10 protein-coding genes are annotated in these 14,046 nt (G+C 28.6%); 7 read left to right on the forward strand and 3 right to left on the reverse strand.

What is annotated here, in order from left to right; all coding sequences use genetic code 11:
• The first annotated feature begins 96 nt into the window (after window positions 1–96).
• Window positions 97–522, forward strand: a complete 426-nt coding sequence (locus tag J0H68_01235) for a hypothetical protein (GenBank protein ID MBN8827312.1) — start codon at window positions 97–99, stop codon at window positions 520–522.
• On the opposite strand, the gene J0H68_01240 is transcribed toward J0H68_01235, so the two are convergent.
• Window positions 504–1,472, reverse strand: a complete 969-nt coding sequence (locus J0H68_01240; protein MBN8827313.1) for a hypothetical protein — start codon at window positions 1,470–1,472, stop codon at window positions 504–506. The two genes, J0H68_01235 and J0H68_01240, sit on opposite strands and share 19 nt — an antisense overlap.
• A 189-nt stretch (window positions 1,473–1,661) precedes the next feature.
• Here J0H68_01240 and J0H68_01245 point away from each other — a divergent pair, with 189 nt between their 5' ends.
• From J0H68_01245 to J0H68_01270, 6 genes are all read left to right on the forward strand, one after another.
• Complete coding sequence (locus J0H68_01245) at window positions 1,662–1,994, forward strand: cupredoxin domain-containing protein (protein MBN8827314.1); 333 nt, start codon at window positions 1,662–1,664, stop codon at window positions 1,992–1,994.
• 11 nt (window positions 1,995–2,005) lie between these two features.
• Window positions 2,006–2,821, forward strand: a complete 816-nt coding sequence (locus J0H68_01250; GenBank protein ID MBN8827315.1) for an FTR1 family protein — start codon at window positions 2,006–2,008, stop codon at window positions 2,819–2,821.
• 97 nt (window positions 2,822–2,918) lie between these two features.
• The gene (locus J0H68_01255) at window positions 2,919–4,214 is read left to right on the forward strand and encodes a M48 family metalloprotease (GenBank protein MBN8827316.1); all 1,296 of its coding nucleotides are present in this window, start codon (window positions 2,919–2,921) and stop codon (window positions 4,212–4,214) included.
• 73 nt (window positions 4,215–4,287) lie between these two features.
• Window positions 4,288–6,507: an ankyrin repeat domain-containing protein gene (locus tag J0H68_01260; GenBank protein MBN8827317.1), complete on the forward strand. Its 2,220-nt coding sequence runs from the start codon at window positions 4,288–4,290 to the stop codon at window positions 6,505–6,507.
• A 61-nt stretch (window positions 6,508–6,568) separates the two neighbouring features.
• Window positions 6,569–7,126: an adenylyltransferase/cytidyltransferase family protein gene (locus J0H68_01265; protein ID MBN8827318.1), complete on the forward strand. Its 558-nt coding sequence runs from the start codon at window positions 6,569–6,571 to the stop codon at window positions 7,124–7,126.
• Window positions 7,127–7,263: 137 nt separating this feature from the next.
• Complete coding sequence (locus J0H68_01270) at window positions 7,264–9,228, forward strand: hypothetical protein (GenBank protein MBN8827319.1); 1,965 nt, start codon at window positions 7,264–7,266, stop codon at window positions 9,226–9,228.
• A 3-nt stretch (window positions 9,229–9,231) separates the two neighbouring features.
• On the opposite strand, the gene J0H68_01275 is transcribed toward J0H68_01270, so the two are convergent.
• Window positions 9,232–11,529 carry a hypothetical protein gene (locus J0H68_01275; protein ID MBN8827320.1) on the reverse strand — a complete coding sequence of 766 codons (2,298 nt, stop codon included), beginning with the start codon at window positions 11,527–11,529 and terminating at the stop codon, window positions 9,232–9,234.
• Window positions 11,530–11,752: 223 nt separating this feature from the next.
• The gene (locus J0H68_01280; protein MBN8827321.1) at window positions 11,753–14,032 is read right to left on the reverse strand and encodes an NADP-dependent malic enzyme; all 2,280 of its coding nucleotides are present in this window, start codon (window positions 14,030–14,032) and stop codon (window positions 11,753–11,755) included.
• Between the last annotated feature and the right edge of the window lie 14 nt (window positions 14,033–14,046).

The following is a 14,046-nucleotide window of genomic DNA, read 5'->3' on the forward strand; positions in this document are numbered from 1 at the left end:
CCTTACCTATTGATATTTAAACCTTTTCCAAGTTTGATAAACTTATCAATTAAGATTATAATTATTAATATATTAATAATATCGTAAGGTAGTCTTATGTTTAAAAAATCTAAGAGCAAAAAAGGAGAAGTAAATACTTTAGAAAATGAGAATGTTTATTTGTTATCGACAGAGAATACAAAACAAAATCTTGCAAAATCCTTTAATGATTTATCAAAATCTATTACAAACATAAGTACTCAATTAATTAAAATAAGCAAAATAAAGTTGAGAAAAAATTTAAAATCTTTGACTAATATACCTGAAAACTTTAAAGAATTTTTGAGTGGATTTTCTATATTAAGTAAAAGCAGATTTAAAAAAAATAACTCTAAAACTAGAATTACTTCCAAAGAAACAGAAAATAAAGCTAATGAATCCGTAGCCATTATTAAGCAACCTCAATTTAGAAAGGTTAAAAAGGATTTTTCTCATTTAAAATCTATAGTTAAAAGATCAAGTAATCAGAAATTTAGGGGATGATCTCTATTTTTAATAGACGTCAAATCACATTTTACGGCTAAGTTTTTCCAGTTAATAGCAGAAGGGTCTATTATTTGTCTAAAATGAGGATAAGGGTTTTCATTAATGAAATTTGAAACATGATGGGAAATTCCTGTATTCTTTACCTCATTACTTACATCACCAATAATATAATTTTGTATAGTTTCGATTTTATCGCTAACTTCAAAAGATTTTTCAGTCTTAATTCTCAAAATTCCACCCAATAAGTAAGAGCCAGCATAAAATATAGTTCTAGGTAAATTTGAAGTGATAAAGTTAGGAAATAGGTATGAGGTAAGTTTTGCAAGTCCAATAGGTGCAATTTGCTTAACTAAGCGCGAAAGAATAAGAGGATATTGTTCTTTGATTTCACCTTGTTTAGGAACTATAGAAAATTGACATTTATAATGATCATCAAATTCTTTTAAGCGTGAATAATATTTTTTAACTTCATTTTCTAAATTATCATATATTTTATTTGGAATAAGAACATTATAAATATCGACTATATCCTCCATTCCAACATTATTTATATTAATTGTAGCGACAATAACTGCATTTTGAAAGCGAGGGCTATTCAATTGTTTTATATATCTTAAATCAATTGGTAACTCTTCCGAATCCATAATTTTATCAATTAGATTTTCAAAATATAATGGTATTTTGATGTTATAGGGCAAATTTGAATTAGTAGTTTTATTTATAAAATCTATAACAAGGTTTTTCAACGTAGCTTTTATATTTTTAGAAATAAAATAAGGAGTAAGTATGTGATAAGGAAGTTCTTTTTCTGTTACATCAATTAATGATCTAGATTTTAAAACTACTTTATGCTCTACACCAATTATTTTAATAAACTTTTTTCCTTCTCGTGGGGTTTTTATTGGAAAATCAAAAGAATACTTACTAACCTCATAATGTTTTTTCATAAGAGCTCGTTAAATAAATTGTACTGGGATTTATAATCGTAACAAAAAATAAACTTTTAGTAAACTTTTAATACTTGTTTTTGACCTTATATATTTCCATTTAAAATATTAATTTGTAAAGCAAATCCAATAATTAGCTCTTGCAATTTCAGTTGATAATGATTATCATTTGAAATAAGAGGTAAAAATATGGTTAAAAATTTTTTCGTAATTTCATTAATTTTATTAATTGATGTTATAGCGTGCAATGCTAAAACACCTATTGAAGCAGAAATAAGAATTAAAGAGCATAAATTTGTTCCTGAAATACTTGAACTACCTGCAGGTGAAAGAATAAAGCTAAAAGTTATCAACGAAGATGATACAGCAGAAGAATTTGAAAGTCATGATCTTAAAAGAGAGAAAATTGTATCTGCAAATAGCAGTACAATTGTGGCGTTTGGCCCACTAGAGCCAGGTGAATATAAATTTTTTGGTGAATTTCATGAAGAAACTGCTCAAGGAATAATTAAAATTAAATAGAGGATAATATTATGATTTCAATTGGCCTTATAATCTTTAGAGAAATGTTAGAAATAGTTTTAATGCTTTGTGTAGTTTTAAGTGCCACAAAAAGCTTACCTAATAGAAATCAATACCTAGCTGCAGGCGCGGGAGCCGGAGTTTTATTATCTATTTTATTAACCTATATGGATGAGTTTTTTAATAACAGTTTTGGCGGTATGGGACAAGAATTAATTAATGGTATAGCTCTTATAACTACTTCGGTTATGATGGGTGCGACTGTTATTTGGATGTCAAAAAATGCTGTAAAAACTGGTGCGAATATTAAGCACGTCGCAAAAGCTGTTGAAACGGGACACAAAACACCTTGGTCATTATCCTATGTTGTAGCTATGATCATTTTTAGGGAAGGAGCTGAAATAGTTATCTATGTAACAAGCCTAATTAGTGCAACTAAAATTAATGGGATTCAAATAGCTTTGGCATCTATTGTGGCAACAGGTCTTGCAATTACCTGCGGGGTTTTATTCTATTATGGTACTAACACTGTGCTTAAAAAATATTTATTCCCAATTAGTAATTGGTTGATAATTATAATTGCTGCCGGCCTTTCTGCTCAAGCTGCAAGTTTCTTTATTGCTGCAGGTGTGTTACCTGAAATTGTCTCTACAGTCTGGGATATAGGCAGATATATTAAGTTTGATGATATTATAAGTAATACTTTTGGACTTTCTTCTTATATGGCCCGTCCTTCATTAACCGAATTAATGTTCTTTGTAGGTACATTAGGGGGCCTAAGTTATATGATTAAAAATCAAGCGCATAAAAAAGAAATAAAAGCTTAAGAGTGTTAATATTTATATATATTATTAAAAATATGTATACATTTCCATGTTATATAATTTAATATAATTAAGTGTGTTAAATTTGCGTATATCTTACATGATGTTTTTTAGATCTATAATTATTCTTTTACTTACTTTACACAATGCGTTTGCTATTAATATTATTCGTGATGCTGAAATAGAATCGGTAATTAATGAAATTGCGAATCCAATTATTAAAGCTACAAAGCTTACAAGCGATATAAAAATCTATATTGTAGATAATAAAGAAATAAATGCATATGCAACTAGTGGAAATTTAGTTTTTATTAATCATGGGCTTATATTAAAAAGCCAAACTCCAGAAATGGTAGCAGGGGTACTTGCACATGAATTTGGCCACATTAAAGCGGGACACGCTATTACACGTAAGAAAATATTTGCCGATGCATCTCTAATGCATGCAGCAGTTTTACTTATGACCATCGGATCATCGCTACTTGTTAATTCTCCGGAAGCAGTATGGGCATTAATGGTAAAGGGTGTAGATACTGTAGAAAAAATAAAATATAGATATACTCGAGATCAAGAACAAGCAGCAGACATGGCTGCAATTAATTTCCTACAATCGGCAGGTTATTCACCGCATGGCATTATTGATATGCTTAAATTAACAAGCAGATATGATAGAATTTATAGCGATCTTTATGCCAGAACACATCCTTTCTCTATGGATCGAATCAATATTATTAAGCCATATGTTGGGGCCTGGAAGACTCGTCAGATAATTGATCCTTTTAGATTTAATTTAGCAAAAGCAAAATTAGAAGCTTATTTGGCGGAAGACAAAGGAAGTAAGTTACTTGCAAAAATTGCTAGAAAAAATGATGACATTTCACATTATCAGAAAGCTATTATTTATTTAAAAAAATATAATCTTCTTAAAGCTGAAGAAGAAATGCAGAGCCTACTTATTAAGTATAATAATAATCCATATTTTAATGAGCTTTATGCACAAATTTTATTAGAAAAAAAAGAAGTAAGTAAAGCTCTTGAATATATGAAAAAGGCTTTAAATCATGATTCTAAAAGCCCACTTCTTTTGACGCAGCACGCCATTCTTCTTTTAGGTGCTTTTGATTTGACTAAGGAAAGTTATTATGCAAAAGAGGCAATTAAAGCACTCGAAAGAGCAAATACTTTAGAACGTGATTATATAAATTTTCAAATGCTTGCAAGAGCCTATGGATATGTTGATAATATAGCACTTGCAGAGTATAATTTAGCGGAAGCTAATTTTATTATTGGTGATTATAGAACGGCTCGTAAACATGCAAATAGGGCTATGAAATTTAAAAATCTAAATTCTAAAACAAAAACTCGTTTGGCTGATATTGTTAAGCTTGCTGAATAAATTAAAATTATAATTTACTTCATATGCTATTTTGTTATAAAAAAATCATTTAACTTCTTATTAACATTTTACTATGCAAACTCAAGAGTTAACTTTCAATAAGATTGAATATAAAACTTTACCTTTATATATCGCATACGGTCAGCTCATTGAAAATGACGAAGATATTATAAAAAAAACAGTAATTGCAGATATAAAATCTCTTTTTGACTTATATCCTAACTTAAAGCAAGCATATGGAAAATTTTTTGATAAATATGAAAGAGCTTTAACTATTGCGTTTAAGGGATATAATTTTGATGAATTATTTACTCTTGTAATCGATGAAAAATTTTTTCATGAAAATCCTTATTTAAGAGAAAAATATAGTAAAGAAGTAGCTCCATATGAACAAGAATTAGCAAAAGAAGCAAAAGGCTATAATTTTCATGAGATATTTACTCTCTTAAATGTTGAAAGTTTATTTAAAACTTCTGGAACTTTTTTGAAAAAATGGGGCCCAGTAGTAGAGAAATATAAAAATGCGCTAACATCTAGCTTACAGGAATATAGGTTTAAAGAACTATATGAATTGTTAGAAGATCCTGAGTTCATTAAAGCATTAAATGAATTTCCTCCATTTATACGTGGTATTGCATATGTTTTTATTCATCATTTCTGTAATCGAAGTTTTTTAAAAAATTCAGATCATGAAATTTCTGATGAAGAATATAGGAAAGGTTATAAAGATTATTTGGTAGAAGATTTATTATATAATTTAGTTAATAAAAATGGAACGGCAGCTCTTGCAATAATATGCAACTTTTTAAAACATAAAGATATTATTGACGATGAGGGTACTTTAAATGTTAATACTATACCGAGATATAGAACAGTTTTTCACTTCAGTTTATATATATGTGATCTTTTACAACACACAAAAGATTTCCTTTCTTATAACGAAATAAAAAAAGTTGTTAAACTTAATGACGAGCAAATTCTTTATTGTGTACGTGAGAAAATTCCAAAGTTAAATTATAATTTGTATCATTTTGCTACTTTATCAACATCTAAAATACATGCAAAGTTAAAGAATTGCACTGATGTTATTAATGATGAGGTTATAAATAACATCTTAAATATTACTACGAAAAATAATATTGAAATGCCTATTTCTCTTAATGAAATAAGAGAAAGGTTCAAAAATTGTGTAGGCAAAAATGGCTTATTTAATATGGAGTTATTTTATAAAAATGTACTTTTTGTGGCTTATAACGCTAATGATGAAAAAGGATTAAGTAATATAACTTTTTTAACTTTTGAAGATAAATTATTTGATTTTACATTTGTTTTACTTGCAATGTATGAACAAATTAGACCCGATCTTTATGCTTTTATTTATGCTAAATATAAAGCTCAGAATAAAGAAGACGCGCTTTTTTATAGCATTAATGATCCTGTATATTTTACTAGGATTAAAAATAATGTTTTAAATGTTATGCAAATAGCCTTGATATGCAATAATTATAAGTTATTCGTAGATTGCGCCTCTATGTATGCTTCAAATTTTAATGCTAGAATCGAAGGATATGATGATGGACTTTTACATTTAACATGTGCTTTAGAACACGCTAATGCATTAGTGTTAATGTTAAACTTTGGTATAAAAGAAGTTGCGAGCAAAATGGCAAGGGATTTATCTATAAAAACTCAAACGGTTATTCCACCTTTTAAAAAAGCTCTTAATATAAGAATGCTTAATAAGCAAGAAGCTGCGCCGTTGCATATTGCATGTTACACAGGAAATTTCGAGATTGTAGACTTACTATGCGATGCCCTTGATATTGAAGCAAACCGAAATAATAAATATGTATACTTATATTATACTGATGAAAATGGTTATGCACCAATTCATTATGCCATTGCTTGTAAAGACGAAGCTAAATCAATTCAAGTAGTAAAGTATTTGCTGGCAAAAGATAAATCTCAGATTTTTTTAACTACACTTAATGAAGATAGATTTACTCTGCTACATTTAGCATGTTACTTTGGAAAATCCAAGTTACTTAATTATTTACTAACTGAAAAAAAAGTTACGATACAAAAAAACGCAAAGGGATTATGGCCATGGGAAGTTATTAAAGATAAAAATGTTAAAGCCACTATATCTGAAGCCTTCGAGAAATCAAAAAAAGATAGCGAGGAAATAAAAGAGAATTCTCAATCGTTTCGTAAAGAAGAGGATATTAAAATTGAGATTAAACCGCCAATTTTCGATTTAATTAATAATGTAAAAAGTCAGTTAAAAATTTAAGCTTTATGATTTTGTTAATTTATGGTAATATAAATTAATTTAACTTAACTGATTATGTTTAATGTACGTATACGATTATGTAATTTATATAGGTAGATTTCAACCTTTTCATAAAGGACATTTTTATGTAGTTGAAAAGGCCTTAAAAAAAGCTCAAAAAATTCTTATAATTTGTGGCTCTGCTAATATTAATTTTACTACTAAAAATCCATTTACTTTTGAAGATAGAAAATTAATTATTGAAAAAAATCTTAAAGACAAATATCCACATAGATATACCGTTCTTCCTTTAATTGATACTCCAACCGACGAAGAATGGGAGCAAGAACTCTATAAAATTGTTGAAAACTACATTAAATCTGAAGCAATAAGTAATCCTAAACTAGCTTTAATAGGTCATAAAAAAGATGATTCCTGTTATTATTTAGACATGTTTAAAAATTGGGATTATATTGAAGTCCCCAATTATAAAGGGATTAATGCTACAGATATCAGAGAAAAGATCTCTTCTCATGATGATGAAGATCATGAATGGATGAATGATCTGACTGAAGAAACTCTAAAGGTTTTAGAAAAGCTAAAATCTCATAAAGAATATAATAAATTTATAAAATTTTAGACTAAAGTTCTCTTTCAAAAGAAATTATGCCTATTTTTATTCTGCTCACTGTTTAATCTTTTAACATATTCAATTGACTTGCGGTTAAAAGAAGTTGTAGTATGTAAATATACTTAAAATATTAACAGAGTTTAAGCATGACTATTTTACAAAAATTTCTAAGCGCAGGAATTTTAGCTTTCATTGTTATAGTAACAGGCAATCTTTACACTTATAATTTACAAACTAATATAGATTCTCATTCACGTGAACTTTTAACTCAATTTCTTAATAATAATATTCTTTCAGAGATCAAACATAATACTAATAATGTTTTGATACATACCAATCATATAGTGGAGGCTAATGGTAATAAGGTAGAGATAAAAAGATCATTTAATGAAATTGCTAAATTAATTATTGAAGTAAAGAATGGATTAAATTCTTTAAAAAACAGTTTAGAAAAACAAAACAATAAGAAAGTTTATAATGATTTTAAGGAGCTTAGTGAAGAGTATAAAGCTTACTATAAAATTATAGATGAAAATTTAAACAACGCTATAAAGAACAATCTAGGGCAAGAAGCTATAATTAAATCCTTCAATGAATTAAAAAATGTTAGAGATAGAATTAATAACAAAATTCAGATTTTAACTAATGATTTAGCTACGATTATAAATAATTCTTACTCTTCTCTTGATTATGAAGTAGATAAATCTAAAGAAAGCCAAATTATTATATTACTACTAACTGCTATTTTTATTATCCCAATATTTGGTTACTTATTTTATTATATAGTCACTTCTTTAAAATCCTCTACTTCTGACCTCACAACACTTGCTAATGACGATTTCAATATTAAAATCACAGGTTTAGATCGTAAAGATGAAATTGGTCAAATAGCATTAGCTTCGCAAAATATTAAGGAAAAACTTGTTCAAATAGTTAAATTAAAACATATGATTCAAGAAATGCCATTAGGTATTATTCAATCCAGCACTGATGATGATTTTGGAATAATCTATACAAATGATACCTTAAAAAAACTTTTAAAACCTGTGCAAGCTTTATTAAATATTCAAGTAGATAATATAATAAATTATAAACTACTTAATCTTTTTCCTCATTTAAGGGAACAATTTATTAGCGTTTCTACTGGTAAAATATTTAATTATAAAACTCAATTAAAAATAGGAAGAGAAGTTTTTGAAATAGAAATATTAAATGTGAAAGATAATAACGGGAAAATTACTAATTTAATGGTAACTTTAGCAGATATTAGTAAAATAAAGGAAATTGCGAATGTTTTTGAAAATAATTTTGGTAGTAGTATAAAGGACTTAGTAACTTCAATATTAAATATAAAAAATAACGCAAGTAAGCTTTCTACATTTATCCAACAAATTCAAAAGCAATCCATTACAGTAGCTAATTCTACTTCTGGAACAGGAGAAGATATTAATAATATAGCTTATGCAATAGAAGAACTTTCTTCTTCGATTAGTGAAATAAATGAAAAGCTTCAACAATTTTGCTTTATTTCAAATAGTGCATTAAAGGAAACAATTTCTTCTAATGAAGTTATTCGCGAACTTTTTACAAAAATAGAAAATATTGGAAAAATTAAAGATACGATAATGGCTATAGCCGAACAAATTAACTTACTATCTCTTAATGCAACAATTGAAGCTGCAAGAGCTGGGGAAGTAGGTAAAGGCTTTGCAGTTGTTGCAAGTGAAGTAAAGTCGCTTGCTCATCAAACTGCTAAAGCATCTGAAGAAATTGCAGTTCAAGTTCAAGATGTCCAAAATTCTACTTTAAAGGTAGTAACATCAATTGATTCACTTGAGGAAATAGTAAAAGAAATGCAATATCTTTCAACTTCTATTGCTTCTGTTATTGAAGAGCAATCCATGGAAATTAATGAAATCTCCCAGAATGCACAAAAAACTGCATTAAATACTAATGATATTTCTAAAAGCATTCAATTTATCAAAATGGATGGCGAGGTTATTAATAAATCTTCTGATGATTTTATTAATAACTCCAAAAATATGGCCGAAAAAATTGATGTTTTAAAAAGAAAAGCTGAAGAATTTTTAGAAATTGTCAGAAATTACTAAAGCTTATTCGATTGAAATATGTTTTTTATTGGTTTGATTATTAAGTATTGTGCCTAATTCTCTGGACACGACTGTTTTAAACATAGTTAAACGCTTATTTATAATTTTTTGAATTTTAAAATCAATATCGTCTCTATTTTCATATTTCTTTATCTTTTTATAAATAGTATTAGTTATAGTTTCATTTATAAAATCAAATTCAGCCTCTGAAACTCCTGATCTTTTATCTTTCCATTTTCTAACAGGAATTTGATGGCTTTTTATTTGATACTCTAGTCTTTCTTTTTCTTTTAATGTTTGAGAATCGGAAGTACTAGATCTAAAGGATGAATTAATGTTTGATTTAATTTCTTTAAAATTTGATATCTGTTGAGAAGAAGTAATAACTTCATTTTCTAAAAGCTTTTGATATAAATCTTTAATTTTTTCTAATTTTTGTTGAAGATAAATTCCTATTTCCTTTTCTACAAAACTATCTATCTTTTTACTAATAAGCTCTTGGGTGGTTTTTCTTATGTCTTTATTAAAATTATTTCCTGTTTGAGCTTGAACAGAAGCTTCTTCTATAATTTTCTCTATAAAAATTTTTGCTTCAAAAATTCCATTAGAAATAGATTTTTCAAAATTTATTTCTTTTATTTCAGCCATTATTTCAATAAAATTTGCTAAATTCTTTAAATAGGTTTGATTATTTTTTACTCTTTCTGCAAGTTCAATTGGCACAGCTTTATCATTAACTTTATTATTAATGCAATAAACCTTTTGAATCTCTTCTTCACTAAAAAAGTTTCGAGCAATTATATAACCAGCGGTGAGGGCATAAGATAATTGATTAATATCCTTATTAGCAACTAGCCTTAACTCTGCTGCGAATTCTTTTGAATAAACAGTTTTTTGAGGGATATTATGAGATACCATTGATAAATAATGTAAGGCTCTGCTTATAAATTGATTAGCATGTCTTATATTATATTTAAGACTTCTCCCTTCATCTAAACTTGCTGCACTTATAACCTTACCACTATCATCAACGATTACTCCGAAATTACTTTCATGAATATCTTCTTTTAAAAAAAGAATACTAGCTGAAAGATGAGTATAATAATCAGGAAGTTCTTGGTAAAATTCTTTGGTAGGTACTACTATTTTTCCTTCTGCTAAACCGGTTGTAAAACCATCATGGATTTGTTGATTGTTAACTGTCTTTACACGATATTTATAAGGTTTTTTTGTTTTAGCATATCTAGGTTCATTTTGATTAGAAATGTGAGAGACAATAGATTTAAATTGATCAAGATATGTTAAAGCAACATAAGGTTTATCGTTAAATAAAACCATTTTAGCTTTTGGAGTAGTGGTGTAATGTTGTGTATTTGATTTATTAATAATAGTTTCCTTTACAGGAGCAGTTATAACTTCTCTTATTGTTTCAGCATAAGAAGAATAAATATTTCTTTCTCCACTTCCACTTTTAAATACATATCTTTTTTTCTTGTCAGGTTTATTTTTAGTATGCAATGTACCTATAAATTTCCCTTCAATTGCACCATCTTCAATTTTATTTTCTACAGTTACAACTTTTTTTTCCATCTCTTCTTTGGAATAATTTTTAGGTAATGTCCAAGCAAGTAAAGCAGAATCAGGGTTAGTTGCAAATTCATAAAAAGCCATAAACTCTCTTCGGCTAATAAAGTCGTTTATTTTAATATTTGTATGTGAGTTATTATATTTAGCATAATTATTAAATTTAATACTACAATTTACCTCACTTGTCCTATCATAAATTGCTTTATAATCTGTTATTTGAAGTAAATTATTTGATAAATCGGTTTTTTGTGGGTAAGTATGATTAATGAGTGAAACGATACTTTCAATATATCTATCATCCATACGGTTATTAGAAATATTTAATAAATTTAACTTATTACGAGTTGTTGAATTTTGACTATTATAAGTATTTGATAAAGAATTTTGGGTTCGGAAAGATATACTCGTAGCAATTTTACCTAACGCTTCTTCTGTGATGTAACAACCTGTAATTTCTAATTCTTCTAATGTTTTTATTCGACCAAGAATTCGTACTACAATATCTAATGCTACTTTATCTTCAAAATAAACTTCCTGAATTCTAACTATTTTATTTTCACCTAAGTTAGGAAATTTTTCCTTAATTGCATTGTCAACTTTAAAGTAGTTGATGCCTGTAGCTGTTTGAAAATCCTCTAATTTAAAAGCTTCAAGATGATTATCAATATCTATTTCGAGAATATCCGATTTTATTTTAACAGCAATTATTGGCATTAGATTTTATTATATGTGTTAATATTATTATAATTTGGTAGTGTATATTAACAAATAATTAACAAAGCACAAGTAAAAAAAATACTTTTGATCATTACAGTTTCAAATATTATTGAATAACAATATATTAAAATTTCAACATTGTTAAAATTATTAAATTTTTATAAGTATAAATTTAGGAAATTGAGAAGCTAAGTAATTCCCTAAGCCTCTCAATCTAATATTAATCTTTATCAATGGCTTGCATTGCAGCAAAGGCAGCAAGATTAATAATATCAGACACTGTAGCACCCATTTGAATAATTTGAACAGGTTTTTCAAGCCCTATGATAATTGGCCCGATAATAGTTGCTGATCCTAATTCTTGTAACAATTTAGAAGAAATGTTAGCAGAATGTAAAGCTGGCATTATTAAAACATTTGCAGGTGATTTTAGTTTGCAGAATGGGTAAAGCTTAAGAAGCTCCGGATTTAAAGCAACATCAGGAGACATTTCACCATCAAATTCAAAATTTACATTTCTTTCTTCTAATATTCTTACAGTGGATCTAATTCGTTCAGCTTTTTCTGATACAAACGGGTTACCAAAATTTGAGAAAGAAAGAAGGGCAGCTCTTGGTTCATCACCAAATTTTTTAACAAATTCTGCAGTTTGTTCTGTAATATCAGCTAATTCTTCAGGTGTTGGCATTTGATGCACTGTTGTATCTGAAATAAACAATGATCTACCTTTTGTAATCACAATAGATACACCTGCTGTAAGGTTTTTAGCTTTATTTTTAATTACTTTAGAAATGTTATCTAAGGTTTGTGTGTACCCACGTGTAAATCCTGAAACAATGCCGTCTCCATCACCAAGGGCTAGCATACATGCAGAAAAAATATTACGATCATTCTTAACAAGTCTAATACAATCACGACGTAAATAACCTTTTCTTTGAAGTTTACCGTAAAGGAAATCAACATATTTATCTATATCGGCAGTATTTAGCTTAGCATTTCTAATTTCTAAACCTTCCATTTTCTCAACATTCATTTCTTTAAATTTATCGAGAATTTTCTTTTCACGTCCAACAAGAGTTGCGTATCCATAACCATTGCTAACCCAAGAAATAGCAGCTCTTATAATTTGCTCTTCTTCACCTTCAGCAAAAATAATACGTTTTTTATCATTAGTAATTTTCTTAAATATAAGATTCATACTGCTAGATGCTGGGTCTAAACGGCCAGTAAGTTCTATTTTGTAAGATTCCCAATCAGTAATAGGTTTTCTGGCAACTCCAGTTTCAATAGCAGCTTTCGCAACAGCCATAGGAACACGCGTAATAAGCCTTGGATCAAATGGCACTGGAATAATATATTCTGGACCATAGTGCATTTTTTTACCTGAGTAAGCTGTAGAAACTTCATCTGGCACTGGTTCACGAGTAAGTTCTGCAAGTGCTTTAGCAGCAGCAATTTTCATTTCCTCATTAATTGTAGTTGCTCTAACATCAAGTGCCCCACGGAAGATATATGGAAAGCCCATAACGTTATTAACCTGGTTATTGTAGTCTGAGCGACCTGTGGCAACTATTGCGTCATCACGAACTTGCTTAACTTCTTCCGGGGTAATTTCAGGGTCAGGATTTGCCATAGCAAAAATAATAGGTTTTTCTGCCATAGATTTAACCATTTCAGGAGTAACAGCGCCTTTAACAGAAAGACCAAGAAATACGTCAGCGCCCTTTAATGCATCGCTAAGTGAGCGAGCGGAAGTATCTACAGCATGCGCTGATTTCCACTGATTCATACCATCGGTACGACCTTTATAAATCACTCCTTTTGTATCGCATAAAATAACATTTTCATGTGGTACACCGACTGCTTTAACTAATTCAACGCAGGCAATACCAGCAGCACCAGCGCCATTAACAACAATTTTTAAATTTTTGAAACTCCGGCCAGTTAAATCAGCGGCATTCATAAGACCTGCAAGTGTAATAATGGCAGTGCCATGCTGATCATCATGGAATACTGGAATATTCATTAGTTCTTTTAGTCTATCTTCAATAATAAAACATTCTGGTGCTTTAATATCTTCTAAATTAATACCACCCCAACTTGGTGCTAAACACTTAATAGCATTAATAAATTCTTCTGGATCTTTTGTATCAACTTCAATATCAATTGAATCGATATCAGCAAATCTTTTAAATAAAACCGACTTACCTTCCATTACAGGTTTTGAGGCAAGTGCCCCTAAATCACCAAGTCCTAAGACTGCTGTACCATTTGAAATAACTGCTACAAAATTACCTTTAGAAGTATAGTCATAAGCCTTTTCAGGGTTGTTAGCAATTTCAATACAAGGAACAGCAACTCCCGGTGAATAAGCAAGAGATAAATCATTTTGTGTAGCAAGTGGTTTAGTAGGTAAAATAGATAACTTACCTGGTATACCATTTTTATGAAAATCTAAAGCTTCTTGGTCGGTAATTTTTTTATTTATTGTTTCAGTCATTTTTTTTCCTTTTA

It is taken from the genome of Sphingobacteriia bacterium (genome assembly GCA_017304685.1).
Taxonomy (GTDB): domain Bacteria; phylum Pseudomonadota; class Alphaproteobacteria; order Rickettsiales; family 33-17; genus JAFKLR01.

Bases quoted from the DNA above. Each gene is read 5' to 3' on its own strand.
- J0H68_01280 (MBN8827321.1), bottom strand. From the start codon at position 14,032: ATGACTGAAACAATAAATAAAAAAATTACCGACCAAGAAGCTTTAGAT.
- J0H68_01240 (MBN8827313.1), bottom strand. From the start codon at position 1,472: ATGAAAAAACATTATGAGGTTAGTAAGTATTCTTTTGATTTTCCAATA.
- J0H68_01270 (MBN8827319.1), top strand. From the start codon at position 7,264: ATGACTATTTTACAAAAATTTCTAAGCGCAGGAATTTTAGCTTTCATT.
- J0H68_01275 (MBN8827320.1), bottom strand. From the start codon at position 11,529: ATGCCAATAATTGCTGTTAAAATAAAATCGGATATTCTCGAAATAGAT.
- J0H68_01255 (MBN8827316.1), top strand. From the start codon at position 2,919: ATGATGTTTTTTAGATCTATAATTATTCTTTTACTTACTTTACACAAT.
- J0H68_01260 (MBN8827317.1), top strand. From the start codon at position 4,288: ATGCAAACTCAAGAGTTAACTTTCAATAAGATTGAATATAAAACTTTA.
- J0H68_01235 (MBN8827312.1), top strand. From the start codon at position 97: ATGTTTAAAAAATCTAAGAGCAAAAAAGGAGAAGTAAATACTTTAGAA.
- J0H68_01250 (MBN8827315.1), top strand. From the start codon at position 2,006: ATGATTTCAATTGGCCTTATAATCTTTAGAGAAATGTTAGAAATAGTT.
- J0H68_01265 (MBN8827318.1), top strand. From the start codon at position 6,569: ATGTACGTATACGATTATGTAATTTATATAGGTAGATTTCAACCTTTT.
- J0H68_01245 (MBN8827314.1), top strand. From the start codon at position 1,662: ATGGTTAAAAATTTTTTCGTAATTTCATTAATTTTATTAATTGATGTT.